Annotated in this window: 1 protein-coding gene; it reads right to left on the reverse strand. The window is 69.3% G+C overall.

Features of this window, described 5'->3' with window-relative positions; all coding sequences use genetic code 11:
* Positions 1–137: 137 nt before the first annotated feature.
* Positions 138–1,490: an IS701 family transposase gene (locus E2C05_RS31555; protein WP_133223550.1), complete on the reverse strand. Its 1,353-nt coding sequence runs from the start codon at positions 1,488–1,490 to the stop codon at positions 138–140.
* Positions 1,491–1,699 lie beyond the last annotated feature (209 nt).

Consider the following 1,699-nt stretch of genomic DNA (forward strand, 5'->3'; position numbering starts at 1 on the left):
CCCTGACCGCGCGCGGCGACGCGTCCCAGGCCCGCGAACTCGTCCTCCGCGTCCTCACCCACAACCTCATGATCCTCGCAGAGGCCGCATAAGCCTTTCAACAAAGCATTAGACGCTCTAAGCTCGACTTTGGCCATCTACGCGGCATGGCAGAGGGCATAGGCGATGCCTTCGCGGAGGGCTGGTGTGAGTTTCGCGGCGTCGGTGTTGGGCCTGGACACGGCGAAACCCTGCTCACTCCAGATGGCCCTTCGTACGGCAGCGAGGCTGTCGGCGAAGGTTGGCCGCTGCTTGTGGTACCAGGCGGCGGTGGCGGCTTGCGCGCGGAGACGGCCGTCGAGGCACGACGCCAGTAGGGTGACGACCGAGAACAACCCCAGCAGGCACGGCGTGGTGCGGGCGATGGCCTTGTCCGACCACTGCCGCTGGGTCTCGACGCCGAGGTGGTCTCGCACCTCACGGAAGGTGACCTCGAGCTGCCAGCGCTGGACGAACCAGCGAATGATCTGCAGCGGCTCCTGCGACAGGTCGGTGCAGAGCAGGGCCTGCGGATCGAAGCGCCGGCCCGGGTCGCGCAGCAGCACCCAGCGGATCGGCACGACCGGCATGCCGCCATGGCGCCAGACGGCGGTGTCGGAGCAGAGTTCCACGATGCGGTCGCCCTCGCCGTACCAGCCCGGCACGGTCACGCGCTGCCAGCGGGTGGCCTTGCCGGCCAGCACCTCGGCCAGGGTCGGCAGGCGCGCGCCTTTGGTCCTGGGGCGCCCGACTGTGCCAGGCGGGCGCGGCGGGGCTGGCCGGTAGAGCGCGGCGTCCAGGCGCAGGCGGGTGACGCAGGTGACCTCCTGCCGCAGCAGGGCGGCCAGGAACTCGAGGGCGGAGAAGCCGCTGTCGGTCACCAGCACGAGGCGCCGGCTTGGCATCCAGCGACGGGCCTGCAGCACCAGTTGCCGGCCCCAGTCGGTGAGCTTCTTGTGGCGCAGCCCGCGCTCGCGGCAGTACCGCTCCGAGGGTGCAAGCGCGGTCAGGAACGGCAAGGCCCAGACCCGCCCAGCCCAGGGGATCGGCACCAGCACCATGAGGCTGAGCCAGCGCAGGCCGCTGGCCTTGACGAAATGGCCATGGCTGGAGCGGACCGGATCCCGGTAGATGCCCTTGGCGCAGATGCGCTTGCCGCGTCGGCGCTCGATGGTGTCGTCGAGGCCCAGCAGCACCGGCCCGGACGGCGCGAAGGCATCCAGCAGCAAGCCGAGCAGCACCTGCGCCGCAGCCCGTCCGCTCCAGGAGGCTCGGCTGAGGACGCGGTGGTAGTTGACGAAGCACCGATCCCGGCTGTGCCCAGTGATCCGGAGAATGCTGGTCACCGTGCGCCGGCCCGGCGCCAAAATGGACCCGACCAGCAGGACCTGGGCGTGCCGCCAGCTCCGTTGCAGGAAAAGCGGCGCGAAGCACAGGATCACCGCCGCGAAGCGGCTGGGCAGGTGCAGCATGGCTGTCGCCCTCGGCAGAGAGCGTTCCAACTCGCCGCAGCCTCAGCCTTTCCATCCGCTGCCGCTACGGAAACTTGGCCAAAGTCGAGCTAAGTGTCCATCCGGGAACATGGTGAGTCATCTGAATCGGTTGTGACTGGCGGGTTGCGGCGGGTGGTGCGCGATTTGGCGGGATGTGGACGCCGGAGAACCGCGGTCGGTATGACCGC

Origin of the sequence: Paracraurococcus ruber (assembly GCF_004353985.1) — a bacterium.
Classification (GTDB): domain Bacteria; phylum Pseudomonadota; class Alphaproteobacteria; order Acetobacterales; family Acetobacteraceae; genus Paracraurococcus; species Paracraurococcus ruber.